The organism is Leisingera sp. JC11, from assembly GCF_040704725.1.
GTDB lineage: Bacteria > Pseudomonadota > Alphaproteobacteria > Rhodobacterales > Rhodobacteraceae > Leisingera.
Map to the genome: position 1 here is coordinate 1 of NZ_JBFCVS010000014.1, position 25,970 is coordinate 25,970.

The window sequence follows — 25,970 nt, forward strand, 5'->3', positions numbered from 1 at the left end:
GCCGGAACGTCCGGGAATGGTTTGCGGCCCGCAATCAGTTCGCCATAATGTTCGGCGAGCGCTTCGACGCTTGAGTATTTGAAACCGCATGGGCCGGGCCAAATACACAGACTTCAGGACACTCCCCTTGGGGTCTGCAAAAGTATCGGCAATCACTACGCCAGACTTGAATCTGGACGTTGTAACGGATTTTAACAGCGATTTAGTGGGTATACATGCTTTGACAATGGAGCCGACGCAATCAATGGTTCCATTCGCAGATGATGTTGCGCCTTCACTCTCACCGGAACCAGTTGGCACAGCCTATCCAAGCCTACCCGCGCCAACCACCGACCCTCAGCTGAATATACAGAGAACCCCTCCAGCGCTCACTGAACCACTTCCTGATCTTGCACCTGTCGTTGAAAACACACCGTACTCTGTAATCCCCGAGCACAGATATCGTTTTCCTGAGTCTTTAGTTCAAAATCCGATAAGCTATCATTCTTTACAACTAGGTGTTCCTTCCGATGGGAGTATCCCCAATCCTGCTCCTTATGCTGTCGGTGTCCCAATCGGGCGTCCCGTACCGGCGCATCCACACGCCGCAACTTTGGATAGAATGAGTCGTCAGATTGAGGTTGCACGTGAGGCATATGAGAGGGCTCAAATTGAAGCGATAGTCAACGACATCAACAACGCAATTGAGCGAGATTCAATAACGAGTCTTGGCGTTTACAGTGTCAATGAGGAGACAGGTGAAATAAGCCGGATTTCCACCGGGATAGATGGCGTCAGTGTAACAGGGAATCCAAACCCTGTCGGAGGAGCCCAGGGGGTAGGCGAAACCGGATCTGGAGGGGCGCACTCAGAGGGGTATGGAGACGGATTTGGAAGAGGCCGGGGCGGTGTCAGAAATCCCATTCTGCTCGCCCTTGAAACCGAGAACATCGAAATCACCGAGCTCTCCCAATCCCAGATCTTCTTTGACAGCAACGGCGACGGGCTGGAGAACCGCACCGCTTGGGCGGCTGCCGGGAACGGGGTTCTGTTCTATGATCCCGAGGACTGGAATGAGATCCAGGAAGACTGGCAGTATATCTTCACCGAATGGGACCCGTCTGCGGCAAGCGATATCGAGGCATTGGCCTCCTACTTCGATACCAATGACGACGGGGTCTTTGACGCCAGCGACCTGGATGAAAACGGCGTGTCCTACTTCAGCAAATTCAAAGTGATGGTCACTTTGGACGATGGTTCCACCGAGGTGCGAACGCTGACCGAGGCCGGGGTGACGTCGATTGATGTGGTGGCGGACACCACACGGATCGAGCTGCCGGACGGCTCGGTGATCACCGGGCAGACAACCTTCACCCGCGATGACGGCAGTACGGGGACCGTCGGCGATGTCACGCTGGCCGGTGACGCAATGAGCTACCGGGTGGAGGTCACGCAGGACAGCACCGATGCCAGCGGCACCCGGACACTGGTGCAGACGGCCTATAACGCGGATGGCTCGATTGTCTTCGAGATGACTTCGGTTGTGGCGGCGGACGGTTCGCAGACCGATAACAGCTATGACGATGACGGCGACGGCATTGTGGACCGGGTGCAGGTTATCACTAGGTCCACCGAACCGGATGGCAGCCGGGTCGAGGATGTGCGCAATTATTCCGGCGCCAGCGTTGATGAGGGTGTGTTTGAAAACCACACCCGGACCACGCGAAGCGCTGACGGAGATCACACGGTTATTGATCGTGACAGCACGGGCGGCGGCTGGTTCGATCAGCGTGAAGAGCGGGTGATTGGCGCGGGCGGCGGGCAGACTATCACCGTTTCCAACCTGTCAAAGGATGGTTCGGTTCTGCAGTCCAATACGAACGTGATCTGGGCGGATGGCCAGACCAGGCTGGACCGGGCTGATCTGGATGGTGATGGCGATCTTGATGCGGTGGAGTATCATGACATTGTTGAGCATGCGAACGGCAGCCGGACTGAAACCTGGCTGACCGGAAACGGCGACTACAATCCCGGAAACCCCTTGGCTCCGGGCACGCTGGCCAGCTCAGTCACCGTGGATGTCAGTGCAGATGAACGCCATCGTGAAACGCGAACCGATCTGGACGGGGACGGCGCCGTCGACCGCAAGACTGTCAGTGACATTACAGCGAATGCGGACGGCAGCACGGTTTCGCTGTCCGAAAGCTTTGACGGCAATGGCGGCCTGATTTCCCGCCAGCGGCAGACCCAGTCGGATGACACGATGAATGTAGTCACAGAGACCGACAGGGATGGGGACGGCAGCTATGAAACCAAAGTGGTTGATGACACCACGGTCAACGGCAGCGGAACCCGGATCCAGACCGTATCCACGTATAACGGCGACGGGTCGTTGCGTCATCTTGAAAAAACTGTGTTGGAAGAAGACAAGATTACTTCCAGGACTTTGGTCGATGGCGACCGGGACGGCAGCTTCACGGGAAATGAGTGGGTCCGCAATGTATATGTTGATGAGACGACGCAAGACCGCATCACCGAAACATGGGATAGGAACGCGGATGGCTCGTACAGCGCCTACAGCCATACGACCACAAGTGAAGACGGGCTTCATACAGATGTCCTGACCGATCTGGACGGGGACGGGAATGCCGACCGGAAACTCTCGGATGACACGGATATTCTGGCCGACGGTAAAGTGGAACGTGTCATTGAGACCAGGAGTGCGGACGGCACCAAGCTGCGCCAAGTTAAGACGGAAACTGTCAGCAGTGGTCTGCTCAGCCGGACCTGGAAAGACCTGGATGGGGATGGGTCCACTGACTACAAAACCGTAGAAGAACTGGAAACTCTTGAAACAGGTGGCACCAAGCACCGAGTGCAGCGTTTCGCGGGTGACGGGGATGCCGATCTGGACGGCATTGACGAAACCAACGGGACCCTGTTGTCGTCAACTGTCACCATCGAGAGCTCCGACCGCCGGACAACCACTACGAAATACGATTATGACGGGGGCACTCAGCAGGGTGGGAGTTATGACCGGATCGTTATCCGTTCAGAAGATACCTCTGGAGCTGTCACAGTTGAGGATCAGAGTTTCAATAACAATGGTTCGCTGGCGTCGGAAACGGAAACGACCGTCTCAGCTGACGGACTAGTCAGTTCGGTATCAACTGACATCAATGGCGACGGCATCATTGAAAGCCTAAGAGAAGAGGAGACAACTCTTTTTTCCGATGGCAGGCGCTCTACAGAGGCCACAGTTTCAAATTCAGATGGCAGTTTGCGTAGCCAGGCCACCGAGGAAATCAGTGCGAATGGCCGGGAAACAATTGTCAAGACAGACGCGGACGGCGATGGCGTGTTTGAAAGAGTGGTCAAGACAACCACTGGCTTCCTGGCAACCGGACAGACGGTCACGACAACTCAGCAGACGGCGTCTGACGGCACCATGCTCAATCAATTACAAACCGAGGTCGACGCCGATGGTTTGAAGACAGTAGTCAGGTCCGATCAGGACGGGGATGGGTCCTACGATCTGACAGAAACATCTGAAACGGCTATTCTTGCAGATGGCAGCACGACGGTCACTGCTGAAGTGCATGACGTGACCGGGGGCAGCGCAGTATTGCGCTCCCGCGTGGTGACGACCACGAGTGACGATGGGCGGGATGTGCTGGAAGCCACAGATATCAACGGTGATGGCAGCGATGATCAGCATGTTCATCGGGTGATTGGCGATGATGGGCGCGTGATTGTCACCGAGAGTGCGTTCAATGAAGATGGGACACTACAAAGCGAAGTTCTCCATTGGCGCACCGACACCGGCCTGAGTGGTTCGACAAAATATGACGCTGATGGCAATGGTGTGTATGAGAGGAAAACCATCGACAGCTCAGTGCTCAACGCTGACGGGTCCACTACGAGGACCATTGTTGAAAAAGCTGAAGATGATACAGGATACAGCCGTACGGTTGTTGATACTTCCGCGGATGGCTGGACGACGACCACACACGAGGATTGGGACAACGACGGTGATAATGACCTGACCACTGTCGAAAAATTTGAGCTGAGCAGGTCTGGCAATGAGACAGTCTCCGTTACGCAGACGGCTGCAGATGGCTCAAAACTGTATTTCTCTAAGACTGAGACCAGCGCTGACAAGCAAATCGTTACTGTCACTACTGATGCCGATGGCAATGAGAAGGATGACAGTGTTTCCACGTCCACTATCGCAAACAACGGGACCTGGATTCAGGATAATGAGTTCTTCGATGAAAATGGCGTGCGGATCGCCACCAGCTCCTTCACGAGGACTGACGATGGCCTCAGAACAACTGCCCGTTTCGACCGTGATGGCGATGACACCGATGAACTAGTGATAATATCTGAGACGACGCTTGCTGATAATGGCAGCCGGACAGAAACCACCAATTACTGGGACGGATCCAGCACATTGCTGGCGAGAACGGTTTCAACCGTGAGCGGTGATGGTTTGAGCACGTCTTGGAACGCGGATATCGACGGAGATGGGGTCAACGAGTTCGAAACGGACACTACTACCGTTTTTGAGGCTGACGGCGATGTGGTGCAAACGGCCACGACGACCGATGGCACAGGTAACATTCTGTCCGGCACCGTTGAGACGACATCGGGCAATGGCTTGACCCGCACCGTGGCAACCGATCTGACCGGAAACGGCAGCAGCAACGTCACCAGCGATCTGACGACCCAAGCTGATGGTGCCTGGGAGCAAAGCAATAAGCACTTTTCTAACAACGGGACTCTGGTCCACAGGGTTACGAGTTCCCAAAGCGCAGACGGGTGGACCCGCACAGTTCAGGTCGACCAAAACGGCGATGCCAAGGTAGACCGCGATCTGACGGTGGAAATCGACCAGGACCGGACCGTGACATCCACTTACCGGGACCTGAACGGCACTGGCAGCGCCACTGCTATTATTACCGGCAGTGAAGCTGCAAACGGGATGAGCTCGAATTACCAGTTTGACTTGGATGGCGACGGTGAGACGGAAATTCAGCGATCTTCTCAAACCAGTTTTGATGACAGCGGAAACCGGATTTCCACCGTCACGGAAATCCATGGAGCAGTGGATTCCTATGCTCCCAAAGTAAGTTATTCCGAAACCTCCACAACTTCCGCTGACGGGCTTACCCAAACCATTGAGACTGATACAGACGGCGATGGCAGTATAGATGCCACCGCCCTGATCACCAGAACTCTGAAGAGTGACGGCAGTCAGACTGTCCGGCACGATTCCAGCTACGCCGACGGCAGCACCAAGTCCACGATGGTCCGTGAACTCAGCGCAGATGGGCGCCACATCGATGAGACCCTGGACTATGACGGAGACGGCAACAACGATGTGGAGTTCACAAAGACCGTTGGTGCGGATGGGCGGCTGACCACGGTAGAAAAATCCTTCTACGCTGAAGGGGAAATTGCAAACACGCGTACCACCACTGTTTCCGCAGACGAATTGGTCCAGACAATCGTTACGGATGACACCAGCTTTTCCATCGACCGTTCGCCAATCGGGAACGGGTCCTATGAGACCGTCTATACGAGCGACGACCTGAGTTTCACAAGTTCCCATCGGGTCGATGGTTCGGGTATCGAAACCTGGCAACTGGAGCGCACGGTCGATGACACGACGAGCACCTTCGAGTTCCGGCTTGACGCGGGCTCGAAGGAGCGGATCTACGCGGAAGCGGAGCGCCTCTACGACACGGTGTTTGATCGCGATCTCGACAGTTTCGAATATGAACTGCTTGCCGCGCATGTCAGCAACGGGGAACTGGATATTCAGGGGCTTGCTGATGAGCTGATCCAGTCAGATGAATTTACGGCCCGCTACCCGGATGTTTCAGACGCAGGTTTCATCGATCAGCTCTACATCAACACAAACGGAAGAGGCGCCAGCCTGGACGAGTATGACAGTGCGCTGAATGCTATGAAATCAGGCAGTGCCACGAGGGCGCAGCTGGCATCAAACCTGTCAGAAAGTTCGGAGCACAAAGTTGTCGGCAACGGGCATATGTCCTCCAACAACTTCGATGTGCATTTGCAGCCCGCGCAGGCCGAGCGCTTCATTGACAAAGCCTACATATGGTCTGTGGTCGAGAGCCTGGTGGATGTCCTGTTTGACATCAACCTGATCGACATTGCTTTGGAGCTTACAGCAAAACGCACGCTTGATGGCGATGAGACGCTGCTGGACCTGGCTGAACGGCTGGTCAATAGAACTGCGGACCTGAACCCGGATGAGCAGGCAAACTTGTCCTTACTGAGTGAAGGCGACTTTGTTCGTCTCATATTCCGGAATGCTTTCAGCCGCGAGCCCAGCAACGCCGAACTTGCAAAGTGGAAAGGATATTTGGAGGCCGGCGATCTGAGCCGGGGGGAATTTGCACTCATGGCAGCGCGCAGCCCCGAGCACCTGACCGCAGGGGCAAAAGCCTCGCAAATCAACCGGTACCTGCAGTTGGACGACACCCAATCTGCGTTCGTGGACTTGGATACAGAGGCTCTTGACGGGGCCTTTGGCGATAGCCGGAGTAACAAGCTCGATGCGAGCGGTCATTCCCGTAAAGTGCAGATCGAAGGCGGTGAAGGCAATGACAGTGTCTGGGGCGGGAACAACGATGATTTCCTGTCTGGAGACGCCGGTGCCGATGATGTCAGGGGGCACGGTGGGAACGATGTTCTCTTTGTGGATGCGGACGATCTTGAATCTGGCTTTGTAGACGGTGGCGACGGGGTCGATACACTAAGGATCGTTGGTGAAACCCCAGTGACTGTGTCAATGCAAAACCACAATGCCGAAGTCGTGTTCGGCGGCGAAGGTGCCGACAGCATCACAGGCGCAAGCTCTTCTTATAACTTGAAAATTTCAGGCGGGGACGGAAACGACACGCTTGAGGGTGGCGTTGGGCAGGACTTCATTACTGGTGATGAAGGGGACGACTCAGTTCTCGGCGGGGATGGAGGTGATCTTATCTACGGGGGAACCGGCCACGACCAGCTTGATGGGCAAAATTCGGATGATTATCTGAGCGGCGGCAGCGGCAACGACTCGGCCTGGGGAGGCATCGGCGACGACCAAATTCTTGGTGGCAGCGGGGATGACTGGCTGTCAGGGCACGATGGCGACGACTGGATCCAAGGCGGCGACGGCAATGACACAATCAGGAGCGGTCTCGGCGACGACCAGCTGAATGGCGGGGATGGAGACGACATTCTCATCTTCTGGCGTGATGATGACACCCTGATCGGCGGGAACGGGGATGACACCTTCCGTTTGGAAACGTCCGCACAATACGGCGGGCTGCACCACTTCGGCTGGAGCGTGCTTTATGGCGGCAAGGGCAAAGATGTGCTGGTTCTGGATGAACAAGATGGAGCAAACTTGCGGCATGTGGGCGGCAATCAGTGGCAGATCACGGACTACGACACCTCTGATGGCAAGATGGTCATTGATCTTGTGGACATCGAGGAGGTGCGGCTGACAGACGGAAGTCTTGTCTGGTCTCTTGACACGGAAGAAGACGAGGAAACCAGCGATGACTATGTTCGCAGTAACCCTGACAGCTCAATGGGCGACAGTGATTTCTATACTCACCAGAGCTACAATGACCGGCAGTACATCCGCGGGGCCAATACGTACTATCAAAGTAACGAACTGGCAGGCTGGAGCGGCAACGATACTCTATCCGGAAATGACCAGGGTACTCTGATCCGCGGCGGACAGGGTGCGGATTCCATTGTTGGCGGCAATGGTGCCGACACTGTGCATGGGGGTGCGGGAGCCGACACGATGTATGGGCTTGGCGGCGACGATACTCTCTACGCAGGATATGGCGCGGACCTGGTCGTTGCTGGATCCGGCAACGACGAATTGTACGGTGATACAGGTGACGACGTCCTGATCGGGCAGGAAGGAAACGACACCATTTATGGCTTTACAGGTGATGATTACGCAGAAGGCGGCGATGGCGACGACAGCCTCCTAGGCGAAGACGGTTTCGACTGGCTGGAAGGCGGTGATGGAGCGGATACTCTGACCGGTGGTGCTGGGGGTGATACCCTCTATGGAGATCTGGGCGATGACAGCCTGGACGGCCAAATGGGACTTGATCTGCTGAACGGCGGCGACGGAGAGGACACGCTTCAGGGGCACGAAGGCTATGACACGCTCCATGGGGATGCTGGTAATGACTCCCTGTCTGGCGGAGACGATGACGATTTTCTTTTCGGCGGCACTGGCAATGACACGTTGAACGGCGATTTGGGGCGCGACTACCTTGAAGGCGGTGCAGGAGCCGATGCTCTGAATGGTGGCGCAGGTATTCTCGACACCGCTTCCTATGCTAGTTCAGACAGTGCAGTGTCGGTCAATCTGACCACAGGTGCTGCCTCAGGTGGCCATGCTCAAGGCGATACGATTACGGAGATCGAAAACCTCTCTGGCTCAAGCCACCACGACATCCTTACTGGCAATACCATTGACAATGTTCTGGATGGAGGCGCCGGGAACGACACTCTCAGAGGTGAAGATGGTCACGATTACCTAGTAGGCGGTGATGGTAATGACAGTATTCACGGAGGAAGCGGCAACGACCGCGTTTGGGGCGGTCTAGGCAGTGACACGGTCCACCTGGGTGACGGTGATGACCAGTTCTTTGCAGATGATCATAGTGAAAACCCGCTCGGCGATACTGTCTATGGTGACGACGGGAACGACGAAATCTATGGAGGCTCGAACGCTGACGATCTGAGCGGCGGCACAGGAGATGACATTGTTTCCGGCGGTCAAGGCGACGATGAACTTAGTGGCCATTCCGGTGACGATACTTTGAATGGAGAAGGCGGCTCGGACACGATCCGTGGCGGCGCTAACCGCGATTTGCTATTGGGCGCCAACGGCGATGATACTTTGCTTGGCGGAACCGGCGCAGATGAGTTGAGAGGCGGAAATGGAAACGATGAAGCCGCTTATTGGGACGCATCCACGGGTGTGCTAGCCGATCTGGCGGACGCATCGGCTAATACCGAAGAAGCACTGGGAGATACTTTTGTTTCCATCGAAAACTTGTCCGGTTCGGCCTACGGCGACACTTTGCGCGGTGACGACAGCAGCAATAGTCTGAACGGAATGGCCGGCGATGACTGGCTTTATGGAAGAGCCGGCGGCGATTCACTCTATGGCGGAGCAGGAGACGACACTTTGGAGGGAGGCAGTAGCGCTGACTTGCTGGTGGGTGGCGACGGCGTGGATATGGCGTCCTACAAACATGCCGCGGCGGGTGTGCGGGTCAATCTGGCTGATCTGTCCCAAAACAGCGGAGAGGCAGCAAATGACACCTATGTTGGCATTGAGGGTGCCCAAGGTTCGGATTTTGCAGACACGCTGATAGGCGACACCAGCTTCAACATTCTGTCCGGCCAGGACGGTGCGGACTCGCTGCGCGCATGGGGCGGCGACGATACCGTGTACGGGGGCGGTGGTAACGACACGCTCTTTGGCGACGACGGTGAAGATTACTTGAGCGGAGGAGATGGTGACGACAGCCTGGAAGGGGGCAACAAATCAGACGAGCTGCACGGCGGAAGCGGCCGCGACACGCTGCTGGGCCAATCTGCAGGCGATATCCTCTATGGCAATGATGGCGACGACGTCCTGGAAGGTGGCAGCAGTGCCGATGTTCTGGATGGCGGCGATGGGCTGGATCTCGCCAGCTACGAGAGCTCGGATGCAGCGGTCGACGTCAACCTGACACTCGGCGTTGGTACCGGAGGTGACGCAGAAGGTGATACGCTGACGTCAATTGAAAGGCTGCTGGGTTCGGGTTTTGGCGACACCCTGAGAGGTGATGCTTCGGCCAACATACTTTATGGCAGAGACGGTCAGGATACCCTGGACGGAGAAGCTGGCAATGACCGCCTTGAGGGGGGGAACGACAATGACCGCCTCTACGGCCGTGAGGGTGATGACACGCTGCGCGGTGGTAACGGAAACGACGTGCTGCAGGGGGAAACTGGTGCTGACCTGCTCGAAGGCGGCAGCGGCACGGATACGTTCATCTACAAAACTGGCTACGACCAGGACCTTATAACCGATTTCCAGCTGGGCACCGATGTCCTTGACTTGAGCGAAATGGGGTTCGGCAGCCAGTCCGAACTACTTTCCTTTGCTACTGAAAGCGGCGCTGATGTGGTGTTTGATTTCGGGAACGGCGACACGTTGACCGTCCAAAACACTACGATTGCAGCCCTACAGGATGACATCATTCTTGTTTGACGACTGCCTCGGCTCGGCGAATGGCTTTCGCTGGGCCGAAGGCCTTTGAAGTTTTAGACAACTGGCTCCAGGCCTGGTCGCACTTAGTCCGGGTTAAGCCCGATGAATGCGGGCTGGTGGCAAACAACCTGGGTTCATTCGCAAGCAATCCGGGTGCTCTGCGGACGAGACAAGATCAGACATCTTCAGATCGACCAGGCGTCCGAATCCATAATTTGTTGTGTTTCGCACTTGGGGGATGCTTGTAGTTCCTTGTCTCTTGTTTTTCTTGCCAATTTCGTCGAACTTGGCAACATTTTCTGTTGGAAACTCGGCTGAATGTCCGCTTCCGTAGCGAGCCCGGGATGCCCTTCCGCCCGTCGGGCCTGAGGCGGCCACCCTGTGTCGAGCCCTTCGCACCCGTAGCGAACGGCCGGAAAGTCTCGTTGGCGGGTCTCGCCGTAGCCGAGCATTGAAAGGCAGCATAGGGCCGTCTGCGATATGCAACACTGGCGAAGAGCTCTTCTTAGGCCAGTTCGAGATGCCGCACAAGCGAAGCGCAGGACCTTGCCAAAAGTCCGGTGTGGGCTCAGATCATGGGCATTTCGACTGACCTTCGGAGATTGGTGCCGGTGCTGGGTTCAAATGAAAATACCGGGGATCACCTGTGAGTGCCTCAGCAAGATCGTCAATGGCCTCCATGACACGACCTGCAGCACGATATTCAGATGAATTGATCCTTGCGTCAGTCTGAACCTGAGTTGCGCCCCTGCGCCCAGCCCAGAGTTTCTCCAGGGCTTCTTCTTTCTTGAAAAAGCCACGCTTGGTCCTTTGGCTCATTGGTGCCTCCATAGATGAAGCCAACCACGATGTTCCCGCTATGTTCCTGTGCCAAGGTGACGACCTGACAGGACGGGCAGGCCATTTGTCGCTATCAGTTCATTTGGCGCTATACTGTCAGCTCAATTGATCTGAGGGAAAGTGAAGCCATGTGCGGACGCTTTGCAGCAGGGCATCTTACCCAACGCCAGATGCTGGCAATCATGGAGCATTTCCTCTACGGGAAATCTCTGCCTGAGGGAATTCTCCTGCCAGCGCCGGAGGCAGGGTACAACATCAAACCCACTCAGCAGGTGCAGATGGTCATAGATCAGGAGGGTGCACCCGTCAGTTTAGGCGCGAGGTGGTGGCTGGTTCTCCACTGGCATAGGGGTGCGGCAAAGGATTGGAAAGCTACCACCTTCAATACCAAGATCGAAACAGCGCATGAGAAACCCGCCTTCCGCACGGCGTGGCGGGAGCATCGTTGTGTTATTCCCGCCCTGGCCTATTACGAATGGACCGGCCCTAAGGGCAAGAAGCAACCTTGGTATGTCACGGTTGAGCGCAATATTCCGGTCATGTTCTTCGCTGGTCTCTATGCATGCCTGCCAAGCGGTTCGCGAAGTTGCACAATCCTGACCCGCCCGGCGATCAGAGAGATCAAGCACCTGCACCCCCGTATGCCAGTCATTCTCTCTCCAGGGAGAGCTCTTTCTTGGCTTCAAAAAGCCGACTATGACGATGTAGTAGCTGCGGACTACGGCTCCGATTGGCAGGGGCGGATCAAACACCATCAGGTACGGCCATTTGGCCGCGATGATGACGGGCCGGAACTAATCGAGCCATACGGCTTGGCTGTCTGATATGGCTGGAGCGCTCCAACCGTACTGCACTCTGATCTGCTAGCCACAACGTTCTTTGACATTAAAATCAATGAGCAGTGAGCAACTGGGGCAAGATTACCCCAAGTATTCACGTCATAATCCGGAAAAGGAACATATCTGCAGCGTGTTTGTAACCCAGGTGAAACCCGCCGAGATTTCAGCTAACTGAAAGACTTGGTAACTATCTGATTTTACTGGCGATCCCTGAAGGACTCGAACCCTCAACCTGCTGATTAGAAGTCAGCTGCTCTATCCAGTTGAGCTAAGGGACCGCTTGGCGCCAGTTATGACAGGCTGCAGCCGGGGGTCAAGCCGCGGCGCGCAAGTCCAGGCGCATAAAGACCGACCAGGGGTCCTCGGCATAATCCGCAAACGGCGGGCAGGGGACAAAGCCGAAGGATTCATAGAGCCTGCGCGAGGCCAGGAAATCCTCGGTGGAGCCGGTCTCGAGGTAGATCGCGGCGGCCTGTTCGCGGCGGGCAAGGCCGAGCAGGAAGGCCAGCATGGCGCGGCCTGCGCCGCTGCCGCGGGCCTCAGCCAGGGTGTGCATCGACTTCAGCTCGCGGGAGCCTGCGCCGAGGTCCTTGAGCGCGCCCATGGCCAGCGCCTGGCCGTCCCGGCGCAGCAGGAAGAATTGCACTTCCGGCCCCTCCAGCCCGCTGATGCCCATGGCGTGGCAGCTTTCCTCGGGCGATTGCGCTGCCATCTGCGACAGGTGGCGGCGGATCAGGTCGGCGGCCTCCGGATCGGAGGGGCGGGCGGCGGTGATGTCGAAGTCTGCGGCTGTCATCGTCGGGGTCCGTTCAAGCTGGCTGCGGTCCGCTACTGGGCGGCCGCCTTGCCCGGACTTTGGCCCGAGCAGCGGCGGATGGCAATCACTCAGGCGCTGCGCCGCCGCCGGCCGCGCGGTCTCTGCCTGTTTTTTGGGCGCGATGGTTGGGTTTAGCCGTAGATGCCGCGCCAGACGGCCGCCTGGGTGCGGGCCTCATCCGGCGGCAAGGCCAGAAGCAGCAGCGCACCGCTGTCGGAGGCCGCGAGGATGTGCAGCTGCGGTGTAACCGGCAGCAGCAGGCAGTCCGGTTTCGGCACCGGCATCCGGGCCGAGGCGGGGCGGGCGGATTTGGCGGTGAGCGCCTGGCGCACCGCGTCCAGCCGGGTGCGCAGTTCCGCCGGGCCGTTGCCTTGTGCCTGCCCGCCGTTGCGCGGGCAGTAAAGCCAGGCGGCGGCCTGCGGTGCCGCCTGGGCCCGGAAATGGTCCAGCCGCCCGCCGCCGCCGGCGGCAGTGAGGGCTTCGGCCAGCCTGCGGGCGGAGCAGCTGCCTGCGCCCTGCGGCGCGGCGCAGGGGCGGCGGCGGAAGCTGGCTTCCTGGCCTTGGCCTTCCCCCTCCAGCCGCCGCAGGCCGGCGGCAAAAAGCTGCGCTGCGGTCTCCGGGTTCTCGGCGGCGGCGGTGCCCGCCGCGGCACCGCCCAGGCTGAGGCCGGCAAGCCGCCGCTGCGCCACGGTAAGGACCGCGGCAGGCCGGTCGCCGATGCAGAGGGTGATTTCGCGCGGCAGAACGGTCTCGCTGATCTCGCGCAGCACCGCGGCGCAGAGCGTGTCCGGCTTGCCCTGCGGCGGCGCGCCGGCGGGCTGCGCCAGCCGGATCAGCGCCTGATGCAGGGCTGAGGCGGCGGAGGCGCCGGGCCGCGGGGACTGATGCGCGGGCTCTGCCATCACAGTCCTCCGTCCAGTTGTGCCAGCAGCTGCCGGGCCGGGGCGGCCAGCCGGGCGGCGGCCTCCGCATCGGTGCAGACGCAGAGCACCGCGTCGCCGGAGCCGGCACCGGCGCGCAAGAACAGGCGCGCCTCGCCGGGGGCGAGCAGCAGAACATCATCGGCTGGCGCGGCCGCCACGCCGCCGGCCTGAACCGCCGCATCCAGCGCCAGGAAGCCGCGGCGGGCCTGCTGGCAGAGATCGTCGAGGTATTCCTGCGGGTGGCCGCCTGCGCTGCTGCTGCGCAGCACGATGCTGGCGCCGAGATCGCCGAAGGCGGCCAGGCGGCAGCCGGGCTCAAAATGGCGCAGGGCGTCGAGCTGGCGGGCCAGGGTCATTTACGGCCCCCGCGGCGGGCCGGTGCAGTGCATGGCGCGGGTGTTGGCAGCATTTCGGTGTCAGTCTCCGGCAGAAGGGGGTTCGGGGCGCTGGCTGCGCCGGGACGGGGCAGAGACCCGGCGCGGGACAACGCGGGGGCCGCCACTGGCCTCCGCGGCTGCGGCCTCTTGCAGTTGCGGCTTGGGCTGCGCAGTGCTGTCGCGCAGGCCGCCGATGTCCAGCACCTCTGCCCGCAACTGCTGATCGGGCTGCAGCACCTGTGCGGCGGCGGCGGGCGCGGGCTGCGCCGGCGGGCGGGGGCGGCCCGGCTGCGACCAGTTCAGCAGCAGGTCGACCAGGTATTCGATGAAACCATCGGCGCCGCTGGTCTTCCAGGCCTCCATGTCCTCGCCCGCGGCCAGCGCCTGGCTGAGCGACAGCGGGAAAACCGCGTTAAAGCGATCACCGGTTTCCTTCCGCACCCGGCGCAGCACCCGGTCACGGTCGCGCGGGGTCTTGAGCTTGTCGAAATGGGTGATCAGTAAGGTGCTGGGCGCGTCGAGCCGGGCGGAGATCTCTTCCCAGGCGGCGGCCTCGGACTGGCGCCAGGCCTGGGTGGCATGGGTGCACCAGATCACGCTGTCGACCTCCGGCAGCAGGTTCTGCCAGACGCTGGCAGGCATGTTGGGATCGGAGATGCCGGGCATGTCGATGAGATCGCAGAGCTCCAGCGCCTCGGCGGGCAGGGTCAGGCGGATGAGCGCGGTGGTTTCCAGCGGCGCGCCCGCCAGATCCTCCAGCGGCACCGGGACTTCGCCGCCGTCTGTGCCGATCAGGCGGGCGCCCTCAGCGCCGTGAGAGATCCAGACCGGCGGCAGGCGGGTGGCGGTGACGCGGGTGGGCAGCGGCTGGCGGCCCACCAGAAGGTTGGTGAGGGTGCTTTTGCCGGCGCTGAATTCGCCCATCAGCGCCAGCCGCGGCTTGCGGCCCAGGGCGGCTTCGGGAGGGACGGGGGCCGGGGCGTGCTGGGCAGTCTGATAAGTCATGCTGTGAAACTCCTGAGTGTTTCCAAGGCAGTAGCAGTCTGAGTCTGGCGGTGCCGGGCCTCGTCCCCGGCGAACAGCGCCTGCATGTCACCGCCGCCGCGGCGGCAGTCGGCGATCTCCAGCAGGATGTCGCGCTGATCGTCAAAGAAGCCCTGCAGCCGGGCGAGGATGGCGGCGCGGGCGTCCGCCGTCTGCACGGTCTTGAGCTGGGTCATGAAATCCTCTGTCTCGCCTGCGATCAGGCTGCGGAACTGCTTGGCAAAGGCCTTGTAGCCGCGGGTGCGGCGCCACCAGGAGGCCCACCAGCTATCGTTAAAATCCAGCGCGATGGACTGCGCCAGCGCCACCGGCGAGGCGGGCTGGGGCACCTCCGGCACCGCCAGCTGGATGCCCTCCACCGCCGGGCCGAAGCCGTCATAAAGCAGTTCGGCCACATCCTGCACCGCGGCTTCATACCGTTTCTGGGCGGCGGATTGCAGGCGGCTGGTCATCACCGAATAGGCGGAGCGCAACAGCATCCGCAGCCCGGCGGGGTCGTACTCCCAGTGGCAGTCCTCACCCCATTTCTCCAGATGGTCGATCAGCGCATGGGTGGCGCGGTCGGTGAAGGTGGCGTGGGCCCGGTCGGCGCGGTCCCGGAAAGCGTCGAGCACCTGACCCGCCTCTGCCTCCAGGGCCTCCAGATGGGTCTGGCAGATGTCCTCGAAGGCGTTGCGGACGTCATGCATATTGGCGCCGCCGCCACTGCCTTCGCCCTGAACCAGCACTGCGTTGGCGGCCTCCTGGCCGGTGGCGGCGGTGGTTGCTGAGGCGGCAATGCGGGCCAGCATCGGGGTGCCGAGGTCGGTGACGATGCGTTCGGACACGGCGCGGTTCAGGGCCGGGATGCCCGACAGCTCCCACACCATGTTCTGCGGCGTGGCCTTGGCGTGGGAGGCGTTGACCGAGGCCTCGGCCCAGTTCAAGAGCGCGGCGGCGCTGGAGGGGTCCATATCCTCCAGCCCGCCGGTCAGGACCTTGTTGGCCCAATAGGCGCTGCCGAAGATGATCTCCGCCTCCTGCGGCCCGTGATGAGCTTCCAGGGTCTGGCGGATGCTGGCCTCGATCTCGGCAATCTGGTTTGCGGGGTCGGCCAGCTCGTCGATGCGGTTGACGAAGATCACCACCTCGCGCGATTTGAGGTTGGAGATCATCCGGATCAGCCCCATGTCGACTGAGGTCAGCGCCTGGCCCGCCGACAGCACCACCACGCAGATGCGGCTGTCGCGGATTGCCTGGATGGTGATCTGCTCGCGCATCATGAAGGTGTCGTTGACGCCCGGCGTGTCGCGCAGGCAGAGGCGGTGCGGCACCGAGCGGCAATTGAGGTAAAGGTCGGCGGCCCGGGTGATATCGGCAAAGCGGCCCTGTTCGTCCACCGTGCCCGGGTCCTCGTCGCCGAAATCATCGCCGAGGCAGATGTAGCGCTCGATCAGGTTCTTGTCGAAATAGCCGTAGTCGTGCTTCTGCCCCATCAAGAGCTCGAACTTGCGGCCCAGCCGCTGGCGCGAGCGTTCGCGCATTTCCTCGATCTGGGCGCGGATCTTCTGCAGCTCGCTGCCCGCGCCCGCGCGGCCCGCCATTTCGCCGATGCGGCCGCCCTTGGTCAGCAGCCGGTCCCATTCCTCCTCAGTCATGAACTGGAAGCTGGCCTTGTTTTCAGTGCGGGTCTCGCCCGGCTCCAGGTGCAGCGAGGTGACAACCGAGGTCCAGGGGTTCACGTCCGACGGCAACAGGTCGGCCCAGCCTGCCATGGCATTGACCAGCGAGGTCTTGCCGGATTTCACCTGTCCCAGCAGGGTGACGCTGGGTTCAAAACTGCCCAGTTCCTCCTGCAGGCGGGACAGGCTGCGCTGCACCCGCTCCCCCGAGACGCCATGCAGGGTGGTGAGGGCGCCATCAAGCCGCCGCACCTTGCGGGCGAAACCTGCCAGCGGCTCCATCCCGGCGCTGAGGTTGGTGGGGCGGGCGGAGGCGCGGATGTCGGTGGCGCTCTCGATCTGGGTTTCCATCTGCATGGCGGGGCCTGTTTCTGTCCTGCTTTGGCGTTTGTTCTGCTGCCCGGCGGGCGGGTCTTTGGCGCGCGCGGGTTATCCGGGCGGCTCTTCCATCAGTTCTTTCTTCAGCTGGATCAGCAGCGTCACCGCGTCGACCGCCGCATCCTCATCCTGTTCCAGCTGGCACAGCATCAGCATCTCCTCGCCGTCCTGGGCGGCCTCGCGGGCGGCCTCCACCGCGGCGCTGGCGGGCATTGCGTCCAGCGACTGCGACAGGTTGCGGATCATCTCCATGCATTGCGACAGCACCGGGCCGGCCTGGGGGCCGCCGGCGGCTTCGGCCTCGGCCAGCATCATCTCGGCACCGGTTTGCAGCTGGTCCAGCGCAGCAGCCAGACTGGCGGCCTGCGGCGCGGCAGAGGGTGCCGGCGCAGGCCCGGACGCAGCGGGTGCTGTTCCGGGCGGCAGGGTGCCGCCGAACTGGCGGATCAGCATCTCTGCCTGATCAACGTCGGAGGCGCGGCCCTGGTCGACCTGACGCTGCACGTCCTCGCTCAGCTGCTTGCCGCCGCTGGAGCGCCACAGCCCGTCCTGCGGGGCCACCGCGGTGCGGGCGGTCAGCCCCTGGATCGCGGCGACCGGGTAGACGCCCAGGAATTCCTCCGCCGCCACCGGCTCCAGCGCCTCAATCAGGCCGGGCAGCGTGCCGCGCATTACCAGGCGGTCGGCCATGGTGAGCACCAGGAAGCTGTGGTCTTTGGTGCTGTCCGGCACCGCCGCCCAGAGCGCCTGTTCGGCGGCGGGAAAGCCCTGGCTGCACCACAGGATGATGTCGGCCCCCCCGGCGGCCTGCTGCAGCCTCTCCTGCTGCGCGGACTGCGGGCCGGAGAGCGGCAGTTCGCAGTAGCTGTGCCAGTGCAGGCGCGGGTCGGGCAGGGTCTGGCGGACGCGGCGGGCACCCTCAGGCACCTCCAGCTGCGACAGCAGGCCGGGCAGCTGATGGCGCTCGCCCGCGGCGGTTTCGACCTCCACCATTTCCTGCGCGCCGTGGCAGATATCGACCAGCAGGCCGCTGCCGTTGCGGCCAATGACCACCCGGCCCAGGAGCATGTCGATAACGGCGGATTTGCCGCTGCCGGCAGCCCCGGCAACTGCCACCCGCACCGGCTGGCGCAGGCGCTGCAGCAGCTGGCTGCCCCAGCCGGACACGTCGGACGGCAGCCGCCCGGTGCTGAGGGTCTGTTCCAGCTGGCCTGCCAGCGGGCTTATGTCTCTTTGGGGAAGGCTCACGCGGATGCATCCGTCTTGCTGCGGCCCGCACCTGGCGCGTCGCGCCAGGTTGCGGAGGCCAGAAAGGTGATGATCCGGCGGCCGGCCCGCTGGCGGGCGGCGGCGGCCGGTTCGGGCTGCGGCGGCTCAGGCGCCTGAACCTGCGGCGCGGCGGGCTCTGCCGGGGCGGGCAGCGGCGCCTGCGGGTCGAACGGCTTGATCACGCAGAAGGCGGCGTTGTCCTGCTCGGGCGCGTCCAGCGCCTCCAGCCTCCGCATCAGTGCGGCGCCGATGCGGGCGCTTGGGCTGTGGCATTCAGCGGCCAGCACTTCGGCAATCTCCTCTTCCGCCAGGAACAGGAGCCCGTCGCTGGCGGCCAGCACGATATCTCCGTGCTGCAGCCGCACCGGGGCGCTGCGGCAGTCGATCTGGGGAATGCCGCCGCCGGTCAGCACCGAGGTGACGCAGTGGCGGTCCGGGTGGGCGGCGGCCTCCGCCGGGTCCATGCGGCCGCGGGCGACCAGCTTCTCCAGCTCCGCCGCCATCGAGTGGTCGGCGTTGAGGCGGATCAGGGCGCCGTCGCGGAACAGGTAGAGCGGTGAATCGCCCACCGAGATCCAGTAGAGCCGGTCGCGGAACAGCACCGGCGCCAGCAGGGTCGCGCCCATGCCCTGCGCCTGCACCTGCGGCTGGTGGCTGGCGTATTCGCCGAGGCAGGCATTGGCGCCGTCGGCAGCGCTGTGCAGCACCTCGCCGATGGCGGGCTCCAGCTGCTCCGGCTCGCCCGCGCGCAGCTTCAGCTCGCTGAACACCTCGGTGACCACGATCTTGGCGGCGACATCGCCGGCCGCATGGCCGCCCATGCCGTCTGCCAGCACCGCAAAGCCGGTGCCGGCGCCGGCCAGGAAATCGGCCGCCACGGCATCCTCCTGACGGTCGCGGCGGCCCTGGCTGATGGCCGTCGCGGCGTCGTATTCGAGCTCAGCTGAATGCAGCATGGGAGGCATCGCCTTGCTGCGTCTGGTCCCAGCCGAAATCGGCGCCGCAGAGCGGCACGAAGCGCAGGGTGGTTTCGCCGATGCGGATCACATCGCCCGCCGCCAGCTCCTCGGTGCTGAGCACCGGGCGGCCGTTGCGGCGCACCAGGTTCGCCTTGCCGCCGTGGCCGATATAGAACGCCTTCTGCTCCGGGTCATAGGCGATGGCGGCGTGGTTGTCGCGCGAGATGCTGTTGTCGCCGAAATCCAGCCGCACGGTCTGATCCTCGCCGCGGCCGATCACGGTGACGCCGCTGAACAGGGTGAAGGCGGCGCCGCGGCCGGGGCCCTGCACCACTGCCAGCCAGCCGACCGGGAACTGGGTGTAGCCGGGCGCGGCACCCTCGGCGCTGCGCGAGAACGGGTCGCTGCCGGGCGCCTGCGCCGGGCTGAAGCCCAAGAGGCGGGTCTTGACGCGGCCCGCGCGGCTGGCGCCGCGGCCCATCGAAGGGGCGGGCACGTCGATCGGCGCGGCGGATGCCGGCGGCTCCGCGGGTTGCGGGGCCGCGGGCGCCATTTGCGGCGCCGCGACGGCGGGCATGGGGGCGGGCGTCGTTTCCGGGCGCATCTGCGGTGCGGGCGCGGGCTGCGCGTCTGCCTGCGGCTGCGCCGGTTTGTCCATTCTGTATTGCGGCTCAGGGGCCGGCTCCGGCTGGGGGTCCGGCTGCACCTCCGGTTCCGGCTGCGGCTGGGCGGCTGCAGCGGATTTGCGGTGGAAGATCCGGTAACCCCCGGGCCGTTCCTCTGCAGGCTCCGGCTGCTGCAGGCGGCTGAAGTCCGGTTCCCCGTCAAAGGCGTCCGGGCCGTCCTCCTCTTCTTCTTCGGCTGCATAGGTGTCCGGTTCCGCGTACTCCGCCTCTTCCCAGGCGGCAAAGGGGTCTTCAGCCTCCGGTTCGTCCGGCGCGGCCGGAGCGGGGGCCGGTTCGGGGGCGGCCGCCTGTGCCTGTTCGCGGGCAAAGAAGGCGGCGATGGCATCATCTTCCGGCGCGGCGCTGTCCATACTGTCCAGGAAATCCTCCGCGCTGTCCTGCGGGGCGGCAGCGGGTTCGGCATAGGCCTCCGGGGTGTCTTCTTCCGGGTCTTCATCCCGCAGGAAATCCTCCGGCAGGGCATAGTCCTCCCCGGCGCTCTCAGGCTCCGGGTCGAGGCGGAAGCCGCTGTCCAGGCTGAGCGGTGCCCCGGGACGGCCCGCCGCTGCCTCCGGTTCCGCGGAAAGGCTGTCGAACGGGTCCCGCGCCGGCGGCTGCACCGGTTCTGCCGCGGGCTGGGCGGCGGCATCCGCCCGCACCCGTTCCCGCTTTTCTCCGATGATATCCTTGATGAACTTCATAGCCGTTTCCTTCAGTTCTTAACCGTTGCCGGGGTGCCGTCCTGGAACCCGAAGATCCTGCGCAGGCGGCCTGCGAATGTGGGTTTGCGCGTCTCGGCGCCGCTGTCCGCAGCGGCGGGGGGCTGTTCGGCGGCAGGCGCGTTGCGGCTGCGCCGCGCCCGGGCATCTTCCTCTGCCAGCCAGGCCTCCAGGTCGCTGACCGGCTCGCCGAACAGGTTGACCATCTGGCGGGGCGCGTCTGCGGCCGGGGCGGGCGCCGGCTCCCTGCGGGCCTTGCGCGGCTGGCCCGGGGTGAGGCTGGAGTTGGTGGCCGCCACCAGATCGGCGATTGCCGCGTCCAGCGCGCCGCCGCCGGCAGGCGCGGGGGCAGCCTCCGCTTCGGGAAGCGGGCCGGGCTGATCCTGGGAGGCGGCAGCCGGCACCGGATCCGCAGCATCGCAGTCCGCCAGCATCTCCGCCCAGGCGCGGGTGGACTGGAAGCGTTCAGCGGGCAGCACCGACATTGCCTGATCCACCGTCGCCAGCAAGGCCGGATCCGCCGCCCAGGGGCCGCCCAGCAGCGGCGGGCAGGGGTCGGGGTTGCCGGCCATCACCGCGGTCAGCCGCTGCTGGCTGCCCGCCGGGGTTTCGCCGGTGATGAGGTAATAGAAGGTGGCGCCAAGCGCGTAGATGTCGCAGGCCGGGCGCTGCGGCAGGTCGGGCTTGTAGAGCTCATGCGCCGAGTAGCCGTCCTTGACCGCCAGCAGGGTGGGCAGTGCGGTGTCATCCAAGGGGGTGCTGCCGGCCGCGGCGCCGAAATCGATCAGGGTCAGGGTGCCGTCCTGGCCGAGCAGCAGATTGTCCGGCGAGATGTCGCGGTGCAGGATGCCCAGCCCGTGCAGGCAGCCAAGCGCTTCCAGCGCCTGATCCAGGATCTGCCGCAGCAGCGGCGCGGTCAGCCGCTCCGGCTGATCCTCGCGCACCGTCAGCAGGTCGAGCCCGTCGATGAACTCCATCGCGATATAGGCGGTCTGGTTTTCCTTGAAGACCTGATGCACGCCGACGATGCCCGGGTGTTCGGCGCGGGCCAGCAGATGCGCCTCGCGCAGGAAGGCGCGCAGCACGTTGCGGCAGGACTTGGCGTGTTCCGGCGCGGCCGGCTCCACCTCCGGGCCGTTGCGGCGGCACAGACCCGCGGGAAAGCATTCCTTGATCACCACCCGCCGTTCCAGGCTGTCGCGCGCCAGATAGGTGATACCGAAGCCGCCGCTGATCAGCGGGCGCTCAATCTGGTACTGGCCCTGAAGCAGCTTGAAGCCGCAGGGCAGTTCGCAGATGTGCGCCGGATCGGCGGAAGATATGTCGGGCGGCACGGCGTCATTTCCTCCTGGCAGCTCGGCCCCCGGCCGGAAGGGCACGGGCGGACCTTTACGCTGCCGGCGGAATGGGGAATGTTCGCGGCCCCATTCGGGCAATTGAGGCAGATCCGCCAGATTCTTGCCGCAATCCTCTCAGAAGGGCAGCAAACATTGGGTTAACAGCGCGCCGGCTAGTTGCTTTGAAGTTAGTTAAACTGCGATGCTATCCGGCAGTGGATGCGGGGCATGCACCGGGTGGAGGCTGCCGCAGCAAGGGGATGGGCTTTCCCCGCGCCCGCCGTTAGGATTGACGCATGACAATCTGGTATCCCGATCCTGTGACCCTGACCCCGCCGCTGCATGCCAGCCTGGCGCAGGCCCTGGCCAAGGCCATCTCCGACGGCCGCCTGGCCAAAGGCGCGCAGCTGCCGACCCACCGCAAGATGGCACAAGAGCTGGGCCTCAGCGTGCATACCGTCAGCAAGGCCTATGACAGCCTGCGGCGGCAGCGGCTGATTGACGGCCAGGTCGGGCGCGGCAGCTTCGTGACCGGCCCGGAGGCGGGCAGCAGCCCGCCCTACCGGCTGCAATCGGACAGCGGCGGCGGCTATGACCTGTCGATCTCGCGGCCGCTGTTCACACAGCTGCATGCGGAGCGGTTCCAGCAGGCGCTGCGGCAGCTGCCCGACGGGCTGGACCCCGCCTGCTACCTGTCCACCCGTCCCAACGCGGGCCACGATGCCCACCGGGCGGCGGGGGCGGAGTGGCTGAGGATCTGCGGGCTGGAGGTGCCGGCGGAGCGGATCCTGATGACCAATGGCGTCAGCCACGGGCTGTCGGCGGCGCTGACCGCACTGACCCGCCCCGGCGACACGGTGGCGGCGGACAAAATCACCCATCACCTGCTGGTCACGGCCTGTGCCAGCCTGGGGCTGACCCTGTCCGGACTGGAGACGGACGGCGACGGAATGCTGCCGGATGCGCTGGACGAGTATTGCCGCAAGAACGACCCTAAAGTGTTGTTTCTGCTGCCGTCCCTTGCCAATGCAACCGCCGGGATGATGCCGGAAGAGCGGCGCCGGGCGCTGGTGGAGGTGGCCCGCCGCCATGACCTGCTGATCATCGAAAACGATGCCTTCGGCCCGGTGGCAGAGGACCGTCCGGCACCGGTTGCAGCGCTGGCGCCGGAGCGCACGGTATATCTCACCACCTTCACCAAATGCACGGTGCCGGGGCTGCGCGCGGGTTATCTGGCGGCGCCGGAGCATCTGCTGCCGGCCCTCACCGGGCGGATCGTGGTGTTCAGCTGGATGGCGACACCGCTGATGTGCGAGCTGGCCAGCCGCTGGGTGCGCGACGGCACCGCGCTGGAACTGGCCCGCTGGCAGCGCCGCGCCCTGGCAGAGCGCCACGCCATCGCCGCAGAGGTGCTGCAGGGCTGGGACTGGCAGGGCCACCCGGCGGCCTTGCACCTGTGGCTGCCGCTGGAGGGCGGCTGGACCAGCGAGGGCTTTGCCGCCTACGCCCGGCAGCTGAATGTCGCAGTGGCGCCGGATACCCCGTTTCTGGCACCGCGGGTGCCGCCGCAGAACGCGGTGCGGATCTCGCTCGGCAGCGTGCAGGAACCGGCCCGGTTCCGGCAGGCGCTGGAGCTGCTGGCGGGGATGCTGCGCCAGCCGCCGGAGGGTGCGGCGGCGCTGGCTTTCTGATTGTCGCGTGACAATAAAAGAATTGACTCGCAGGACAAGTCTTTCCAAGGCTGGCTCAGGGCGCCCGTCCGGGCCGGAATCACGGGTTCCGGGGCAGGCTGCGGCGGGCCTTTTCTGACACCTGCCTGGCAAGACGAATCCAATGACAGAGACGATCACCCTTCAGCACAGCTTTCAGGCGCGGGCGCGGATTGCCGGGCGCATCCGCCGGACCGCGCTGATGGATTCGCCCGCGCTCAGCCGCCTCTGCGGCGGCCGGGTGGCGCTGAAGCTGGAGAACAGCCAGATCACCGGCAGCTTCAAACTGCGCGGCGCCGCCAATGCAGTGCTGTCGCTAAGCGATGAACAGCGCGCCGCGGGGGTTGTCGGTGTCTCCACCGGCAACCACGGGCGCGGGCTGGCCTATGCGGCGGCGCAGGCCGGGGTGCGCTGCATCATCTGCATGTCGGAACTGGTGCCGCAGAACAAGGTCGAGGGCATCAAGTCCCACGGTGCCGAGGTACGGATCATCGGCCACTCGCAGGATGACGCGCAGCTGGAGGCCGGCCGGCTGATGGCGGAGGGCATGACCATGCTGCCGCCGTTCGACCACCCGGACATCATTGCCGGGCAAAGCACCGTGGCGCTGGAGATGCTGGAACAGATGCCGGATCTGGAAACGGTGCTGGTTCCCTTGTCCGGCGGCGGGCTGATTTCCGGCGTGGCGATGGTGATGAAGGCCGCGAACCCGGCGGTCCGGGTGATTGGCGTCAGCATGGAACGCGGCGCGGCGATGCACGCCAGCTTGCGCGCGGGTCGACCGGTGCAGGTCGAAGAGCTGCCGACGCTGGCGGATTCGCTTGGCGGCGGCATCGGGCTGGTCAATGCCTATACTTTCGCAATGACGCAGGCGCTGGTGGATGATGTGGTGCTGGTCTCCGAGGCGGAAATCGCGGCGGCCATCCGCCATGCCTACTATGAGGAGCGCCAAGTGATCGAGGGCTCCGGCAGCGTTGGCATCGCGGCTCTGCTGGCGGGCAAAATCGATAACCCGGGGCGCTGTGCGGTGCTGGTCAGCGGCCAGAACATCGATATGGGTCTGCACAAGCGCGTCATCGATGGCGAGGATGTGGACATAGCGGCGGAGATCAAGGGAGGCGCGGATGCCTGATATCAAGATCCTGACCGAGGCAGAGCTGCGCGATCTGGTGCCGCTGGACCGTGATGCTGTGGACTGCGTCGAGCAGGGCTTCACCACGCTGGCCGGGGGCGGCGTGGAGATGCCGCCGATCCTGACGCTGCCGGTGCCCGACCACAACGGCGAGGTTTGCGTGAAGACCGCCTATGTGCCGGGGATCGACAGCTTTGCCGTAAAGATGAGCCCCGGGTTTTTCGACAACCCTAAGCTCGGCCTGCCGAGCACGACCGGTCTGATGGTGGTGTTCTCCAGCCGGACCGGCCTTCTTGAAACGCTGCTTCTGGACAATGGCTACCTCACCGATGTGCGCACCGCCGCCGCCGGGGCGGTCGCGGCACGGCATCTGGCGCGGGAGGATGCAGCCCGTGTTTGCATCATTGGTGCAGGCGTGCAGTCGAAAATGCAGCTGAAGGCGATGACCCTGGTGCGCGGGATCAACAGCGCGGTGATCTGGGCGCGGGACAGGGCCAAGGCTGAAGCTGCCGCCGCCGGCTTGCGCCAGGAGCTGGGGATCGAAATCATCGTCAGCGCAGACATCGCACAGGCGGTCGCATCCGCGGACATCGTGGTCACCACAACACCCGCCGCTGACCCTGTGATCAAGGAGGAGTGGCTGCAACCGGGGCAGCTGGTTGTCGCCATGGGCTCCGACCAGGAGTACAAATGCGAGCTGGAACCGGCCTGCCTGGCCAAGGCGGACCTCTATGTGCCCGACAGCCAGGCGCAATGCGCCGTCAAGGGCGAGCTGCGCAGTGCCATCGAGGCCGGGCTGATCGCCAAGGATCAAAGCTTCACCGAATTGGGCAGCATCACATCAGGGCAGGCCCCCGGCCGCCGCTCGGACAGCGACCTGATCATTGCCGACCTCACCGGCACCGGCGTGCAGGACACCGCCATCGCCACCCTCGCAGGCACCCGGGCTGAGGCCGCGGGGGCTGGCGCCACCTTCACCAGCTGATCAACCAGGACAAACGCAT

At 63.3% G+C, this 25,970-nt stretch carries 15 protein-coding genes and 1 tRNA gene; 5 read left to right on the plus strand and 11 right to left on the minus strand.

The features are described 5' to 3' along the window. Window positions 1-601 precede the first annotated feature (601 nt). Complete coding sequence (locus AB1A62_RS15470; RefSeq protein WP_366662353.1) at window positions 602-10,297, plus strand: DUF4214 domain-containing protein; 9,696 nt, start codon at window positions 602-604, stop codon at window positions 10,295-10,297. Between the two features lie 573 nt (window positions 10,298-10,870). Here AB1A62_RS15470 and AB1A62_RS15475 read toward each other — a convergent pair. Beyond that, window positions 10,871-11,116, minus strand: coding sequence for a hypothetical protein (locus AB1A62_RS15475; RefSeq protein WP_366662354.1), 246 nt, complete (start codon window positions 11,114-11,116; stop codon window positions 10,871-10,873). 149 nt (window positions 11,117-11,265) lie between these two features. Here AB1A62_RS15475 and AB1A62_RS15480 point away from each other — a divergent pair, with 149 nt between their 5' ends. Further along, window positions 11,266-11,961 (plus strand): SOS response-associated peptidase, encoded by a 696-nt coding sequence (locus AB1A62_RS15480; protein WP_366662355.1) that lies wholly within the window; start codon window positions 11,266-11,268, stop codon window positions 11,959-11,961. Between the two features lie 216 nt (window positions 11,962-12,177). On the opposite strand, the gene AB1A62_RS15485 is transcribed toward AB1A62_RS15480, so the two are convergent. From AB1A62_RS15485 to AB1A62_RS15530, 10 genes are all read right to left on the minus strand, one after another. Beyond that, window positions 12,178-12,254: transfer RNA gene (locus AB1A62_RS15485), tRNA-Arg, on the minus strand. Between the two features lie 35 nt (window positions 12,255-12,289). Then, window positions 12,290-12,772, minus strand: a complete 483-nt coding sequence (locus AB1A62_RS15490) for a GNAT family N-acetyltransferase (protein WP_366662356.1) — start codon at window positions 12,770-12,772, stop codon at window positions 12,290-12,292. Window positions 12,773-12,924: 152 nt separating this feature from the next. Further along, the gene (locus AB1A62_RS15495) at window positions 12,925-13,695 is read right to left on the minus strand and encodes a hypothetical protein (protein WP_366662357.1); all 771 of its coding nucleotides are present in this window, start codon (window positions 13,693-13,695) and stop codon (window positions 12,925-12,927) included. After that, window positions 13,695-14,072: a hypothetical protein gene (locus AB1A62_RS15500; RefSeq protein WP_366662358.1), complete on the minus strand. Its 378-nt coding sequence runs from the start codon at window positions 14,070-14,072 to the stop codon at window positions 13,695-13,697. Before AB1A62_RS15500 ends, AB1A62_RS15495 begins: the two co-directional genes overlap by 1 nt. Before the next feature lie 60 nt (window positions 14,073-14,132). Continuing rightward, entirely contained in the window at window positions 14,133-15,098 is a 966-nt protein-coding gene (locus tag AB1A62_RS15505) for a dynamin family protein (RefSeq protein WP_366662359.1), read from the minus strand. After that, entirely contained in the window at window positions 15,095-17,155 is a 2,061-nt protein-coding gene (locus AB1A62_RS15510) for a dynamin family protein (RefSeq protein ID WP_366662360.1), read from the minus strand. The genes AB1A62_RS15505 and AB1A62_RS15510 overlap by 4 nt, the downstream gene beginning before the upstream one ends. A 72-nt stretch (window positions 17,156-17,227) precedes the next feature. Further along, window positions 17,228-18,424 carry a hypothetical protein gene (locus AB1A62_RS15515; protein ID WP_366662361.1) on the minus strand — a complete coding sequence of 399 codons (1,197 nt, stop codon included), beginning with the start codon at window positions 18,422-18,424 and terminating at the stop codon, window positions 17,228-17,230. Continuing rightward, window positions 18,421-19,401 carry a protein phosphatase 2C domain-containing protein gene (locus AB1A62_RS15520; protein WP_366662362.1) on the minus strand — a complete coding sequence of 327 codons (981 nt, stop codon included), beginning with the start codon at window positions 19,399-19,401 and terminating at the stop codon, window positions 18,421-18,423. The genes AB1A62_RS15515 and AB1A62_RS15520 overlap by 4 nt, the downstream gene beginning before the upstream one ends. After that, complete coding sequence (locus tag AB1A62_RS15525; protein WP_366662363.1) at window positions 19,385-20,770, minus strand: FHA domain-containing protein; 1,386 nt, start codon at window positions 20,768-20,770, stop codon at window positions 19,385-19,387. Before AB1A62_RS15525 ends, AB1A62_RS15520 begins: the two co-directional genes overlap by 17 nt. 11 nt (window positions 20,771-20,781) lie before the next feature. Then, entirely contained in the window at window positions 20,782-22,122 is a 1,341-nt protein-coding gene (locus AB1A62_RS15530; RefSeq protein ID WP_366662364.1) for a serine/threonine-protein kinase, read from the minus strand. Window positions 22,123-22,421: 299 nt separating this feature from the next. Here AB1A62_RS15530 and AB1A62_RS15535 point away from each other — a divergent pair, with 299 nt between their 5' ends. The 3 genes from AB1A62_RS15535 (at window position 22,422) to eutC (ending at window position 25,951) form a co-directional block, all read left to right on the plus strand. Beyond that, window positions 22,422-23,816 carry a PLP-dependent aminotransferase family protein gene (locus AB1A62_RS15535; protein WP_366662365.1) on the plus strand — a complete coding sequence of 465 codons (1,395 nt, stop codon included), beginning with the start codon at window positions 22,422-22,424 and terminating at the stop codon, window positions 23,814-23,816. A gap of 142 nt (window positions 23,817-23,958) precedes the next feature. Continuing rightward, window positions 23,959-24,966: a hydroxyectoine utilization dehydratase EutB gene (gene eutB / locus AB1A62_RS15540; RefSeq protein ID WP_366662366.1), complete on the plus strand. Its 1,008-nt coding sequence runs from the start codon at window positions 23,959-23,961 to the stop codon at window positions 24,964-24,966. Then, window positions 24,959-25,951 (plus strand): ectoine utilization protein EutC, encoded by a 993-nt coding sequence (eutC, locus tag AB1A62_RS15545; protein WP_366662367.1) that lies wholly within the window; start codon window positions 24,959-24,961, stop codon window positions 25,949-25,951. The genes eutB and eutC overlap by 8 nt, the downstream gene beginning before the upstream one ends. The last annotated feature ends 19 nt before the right edge of the window (window positions 25,952-25,970 follow it).